At 72.7% G+C, this 4,086-nt stretch carries 4 protein-coding genes; all 4 read left to right on the top strand.

All coding sequences use genetic code 11. The features are described from left to right. Window positions 1-307 precede the first annotated feature (307 nt). The 4 genes from JS521_RS34355 to JS521_RS34345 all read left to right on the top strand — a co-directional run bounded on the left by JS521_RS34355 (window position 308) and on the right by JS521_RS34345 (window position 3,960). The gene (locus JS521_RS34355; RefSeq protein WP_205086793.1) at window positions 308-856 is read left to right on the top strand and encodes a GNAT family N-acetyltransferase; all 549 of its coding nucleotides are present in this window, start codon (window positions 308-310) and stop codon (window positions 854-856) included. A gap of 366 nt (window positions 857-1,222) precedes the next feature. Further along, complete coding sequence (locus JS521_RS37300; protein ID WP_275564244.1) at window positions 1,223-1,354, top strand: hypothetical protein; 132 nt, start codon at window positions 1,223-1,225, stop codon at window positions 1,352-1,354. A 201-nt stretch (window positions 1,355-1,555) separates the two neighbouring features. Next, a complete protein-coding gene (locus JS521_RS34350; protein WP_205086792.1) occupies window positions 1,556-2,599 on the top strand; it encodes a 3-isopropylmalate dehydrogenase in 1,044 nt (347 codons plus the stop codon). A 257-nt stretch (window positions 2,600-2,856) separates the two neighbouring features. Beyond that, window positions 2,857-3,960: a branched-chain amino acid aminotransferase gene (locus tag JS521_RS34345; protein WP_205086791.1), complete on the top strand. Its 1,104-nt coding sequence runs from the start codon at window positions 2,857-2,859 to the stop codon at window positions 3,958-3,960. Window positions 3,961-4,086: the final 126 nt, after the last annotated feature.

The following is a 4,086-nucleotide window of genomic DNA, read 5'->3' as shown; positions in this document are numbered from 1 at the left end:
ACCCCGCGCAACGGGGCGGCGCCCGCGGCCCGGGGGGGGGGGTGGGCGGGGGGGGGGGCCCCCCCCCGGGGGGGGGGGCCCGCCGGGGGGGGGGGGGCCGGCGCCGGCCGCGGGGGGCCCCCCCCCCCCCGCGGGGGGTGGGGGGGGCCCCCCCCCCCGCCGGGCGCCTCGGGCGGGCACGCTAGCCCCGCGCGCCCCGCTTATCGCGGCGGCCGGGGGGGGTTGTCCGTGCGCGGGCGGGGCACGCCCCGCTCCCGGCGGCTTATCCGTGTGCGGGCAGCGCCGCCCGCGCGCGAGGATGGGCCCCATGACCGAGCCCGCCGTGCGCACCGCCCCCACCTTCGAGCTGACCCCCGCCGAGCGCGCGGAGATCCGCGGCCTGCTCGACACCGCCTTCGAGGGCGACTTCGCCGACGAGGACTGGGAGCACGCCCTCGGCGGCGTCCACGCCCTGATCCGCGACGCGGACGGCCTCCTGATCGCCCACGGCTCCGTCGTCCAGCGCCGCGTCCTGCACACGGACCGCTCCTACCGCGCCGGTTACGTCGAAGGCGTCGCTGTCCGCGCCGACCACCGACGCGAGGGCCTCGGCCATCGGGTCATGGCCGCCCTGGAGCACGTCATCGACGCCGCCCACGACTTCGGGGCCCTGTCCGCCTCCGACGCGGGCGCGGTGCTGTACGAGGCGCGCGGCTGGCAGGTCTGGCCGGGCCGGCTCGCCGCCCTCGGCCCGGACGGCCCGCTGCCGCTCCCGGAGGAGGAGGGCAGCACCTATGTCCGCCCGGCGGCCGGACGCCCCCTGCCCGCGCCCGCCCACCCGCTGGCCTTCGACTGGCGGAACGGCGACCTCCTCTGAGCTGGCGGGCCGCTCGCGGACGGATTGCCTCCAGCGCTGTGACCTGCGCCGATCCAGGCGGCCGTCTCAGATAGTAGGAAGTCCGACTAACTGTGGAGACAGAGCGGCCCGACTGTTCTAGCTTTGTAGGAGCCGAACGAATCGCTCGACCGAGCGACTGTGGCGGTCGAGGGCGCACGCTCCGAAGCAGGTAACCCCCTGCCGCGTACGCTCCCCGCTCCTTCCGGCGCCTCGAAATCCAGATCCTGATCCTTCGACACCGCGCTGCCCGTCCGGTGCCCCGGCCGTCCACCGGCCGCTGCCCGCGACGCGCCCTCGGTCTCGACCGGTCTCGACATCCACGCGATCTCAAGGAGTCGATCCACCATGGCCCCCACCACCACCTCCCGCCGCGTCCGTCACACGCCCCGCCCGTCCGAGTCGGACCGCAAGAACGCCGCCGCCGCCCTCCAGCGCGCCCTGGACCGCCGCGACAACGGCGGCTCGACCGGCCACTGAGCCGGAGCGCACCGCGCTGCCCGTCCGCAGACCGGCGGTCCGCGCCTCAGCGGCTCCGTGCCGCCCGCTCGCACCCGCCCGTGAACGGCGGCCTCCGAGCGGCCCCGCGCACCGCCCGTCCGCACACCCGAACACCCTTGCTCCCGTCCATATCGTGGACGTCGGATGTCATGGGGTGGGACGCACCGTTAGGCTTCCGGCATGTCTCGCAGCATCGATCTCGCAGTGATCCCCGGTGACGGAATCGGCCAGGAAGTCGTGGCCCAGGGTCTCAAGGTCCTCAACGCTGTCCTCCCGCAGGATGTGAAGCTGGAGACCAAGGAGTACGACCTCGGCGCCCAGCGCTGGCACCGCACCGGCGACACCCTCCCGGACGCGGAGCTGGAAGCCCTCAAGAACCACGACGCCATCCTGCTCGGCGCGATCGGCGACCCGTCCGTGCCGTCCGGCGTCCTGGAGCGCGGGCTGCTGCTGAAGCTGCGTTTCGCCTTCGACCACTTCATCAACCTGCGCCCCTCCAAGCTCTTCCCGAACACCGCGACCCCGCTCGCCGGCCGCCCCGACATCGACTTCGTCGTCGTCCGCGAGGGCACCGAGGGCCCGTACACCGGCAACGGCGGCTCGCTGCGCACCGGCACCCCCGCCGAGGTCGCCACCGAGGTCAGCCTCAACACGGCGTACGGCGTGGAGCGCGTGGTCCGGGACGCCTTCGAGCGCGCGGCCGCCCGGCCCCGCAAGAAGCTGACGCTGGTCCACAAGAACAACGTCCTCGTCTACGCCGGCCACCTGTGGAAGAACACCTTCGACAAGGTCGCCGCCGAGTACCCGCAGGTCTCCACCGACTACCTGCACGTCGACGCGGCGACGATCTTCTTCGTCACCCAGCCGGAGCGCTTCGACGTCATCGTCACCGACAACCTCTTCGGCGACATCCTCACCGACCTCGCCGCCGCCGTCTCCGGCGGCATCGGCCTGGCCGCCTCCGGCAACATCAACCCGACGGGCGCGTTCCCGTCGATGTTCGAGCCGGTCCACGGCTCCGCCCCCGACATCGCGGGGCAGGGCAAGGCCGACCCGACCGCCACGGTCCTCTCCGTCGCCCTCCTGCTGCGCCACCTCGGCTACGAGGCCGAGGCCACGCGCATCGAGGACGCCGTCTCCGCCGACCTCGCGGAGCGCGACGGGGGCGCTGCACGTACGACCGACGAGATCGGCGACGCCCTCGCGGTACGCGTAGCGAGCTGACCCGACGACTCCACTTCGAAGCCGCCGGGTCGCATCAGCGCCCGGCGGCTTCACCTGTGCGGCCCCCGGGTGCCACCATCGACCCCTGGACCGCATTCCCACCATTTCGTGCACGGCCCCCCGCAAGTGATAATCGAACGCGGGGCCGTGGCTCGTGGTGAAGCTCGGACGTCCTAGGACCTGACCGGAAAGCGTCGGGAGGAGGACGGGCGTGGGCGCGGTCCATCACACACAAGACCGGTGAAGGACACGCACTCATGACGACGCCCACGATCGAGCTCAAGCCCTCCTCGAACCCGCTGTCCGACGCGGAGCGCGAGGCGATCCTGGCCAACCCCGGATTCGGCCGGCACTTCACCGATCACATGGTGACGATCCGCTGGACCGAGGGCCGCGGCTGGCACGACGCCGAGCTGGTCCCCTACGGCCCGCTGTCACTGGACCCGGCCAACATGACCCTGCACTACGCGCAGGAGATCTTCGAGGGCCTGAAGGCCTACCGCCAGCCCGACGGCACGGTCGCCTCCTTCCGCCCCGACGCCAACGCCCGCCGCTTCCAGCGCTCCGCCGCCCGGCTCGCCATGCCCGAGCTGCCCGTCGAGACGTTCATCGCGGCCTGCGACGCCCTGGTCCAGCAGGACAAGGCGTGGGTTCCGGCGCACGGCGGCGAGGAGTCCCTCTACCTGCGCCCGTTCATGATCGCCACCGAGGTCGGCCTCGGGGTGAAGCCGGCCAACGAGTACCTGTTCCTGGTCATCGCCTCACCTGCCGGCGCCTACTTCCCCGGCGGCGTGAAGCCGGTCTCCATCTGGCTCTCGGAGAACCGCGTCCGCGCCGTCCCCGGCGGCATGGGCGACGCCAAGACCGGCGGCAACTACGCCGCCTCCCTCCTCGCCCAGGCCGAGGCCGCCGCGCACGGCTGCGCCCAGGTCGCCTACCTCGACGCGGTCGAGCACAAGTGGGTCGAGGAGCTCGGCGGCATGAACCTCTACTTCGTGTACGCCCAGGAGGACGGCTCGAAGAAGATCATCACGCCCGCCCTCACCGGCTCCCTCCTCGCGGGCGTCACCCGCGACTCCCTCCTCAAGGTCGCCCGCGACCTCGGTTACGGCTCCGAGGAAGGCCGCGTCTCCATCGACCAGTGGCGCGACGACACCGCGAAGGGCACCCTCGTCGAGGTCTTCGCCTGCGGCACCGCCGCCGTCATCACCCCCGTCGGCCTGGTGAAGTCCGAGGGCGGCGAGTGGACCCAGAGCGAGGGCGAGCCCGGCGAGGTCACCCTGAAGCTCCGGGAGCGCCTGCTCGACATCCAGCGCGGCGTCGTCGAGGACACCCACGGCTGGATGCACCCGCTCGGCTAGTCCCACCCGGGCGCGCGAAAAGGGGCCCCCCCCCCAGACACCCCGGGGGCGGCGACAGTGTGTGGGGGAAATATTTAAGATGGGGAAAAAGGTGAGGTAGTGAATAGGGGGGGGAGTGTTGAAACA

Source organism: Streptomyces durocortorensis (genome assembly GCF_016901035.1).
GTDB lineage: Bacteria > Actinomycetota > Actinomycetes > Streptomycetales > Streptomycetaceae > Streptomyces > Streptomyces durocortorensis.
The sequence above is the reverse complement of the archived record's forward strand: the minus strand, read 5'-3'. Positions and strand labels throughout refer to the sequence as shown.

What these genes read in the sequence shown, in the direction of transcription:
- JS521_RS34350 (WP_205086792.1), top strand. Translation starts at nt 1,556, where the DNA reads ATGTCTCGCAGCATCGATCTCGCAGTGATCCCCGGTGACGGAATCGGC.
- JS521_RS34355 (WP_205086793.1), top strand. Translation starts at nt 308, where the DNA reads ATGACCGAGCCCGCCGTGCGCACCGCCCCCACCTTCGAGCTGACCCCC.
- JS521_RS37300 (WP_275564244.1), top strand. Translation starts at nt 1,223, where the DNA reads ATGGCCCCCACCACCACCTCCCGCCGCGTCCGTCACACGCCCCGCCCG.
- JS521_RS34345 (WP_205086791.1), top strand. Translation starts at nt 2,857, where the DNA reads ATGACGACGCCCACGATCGAGCTCAAGCCCTCCTCGAACCCGCTGTCC.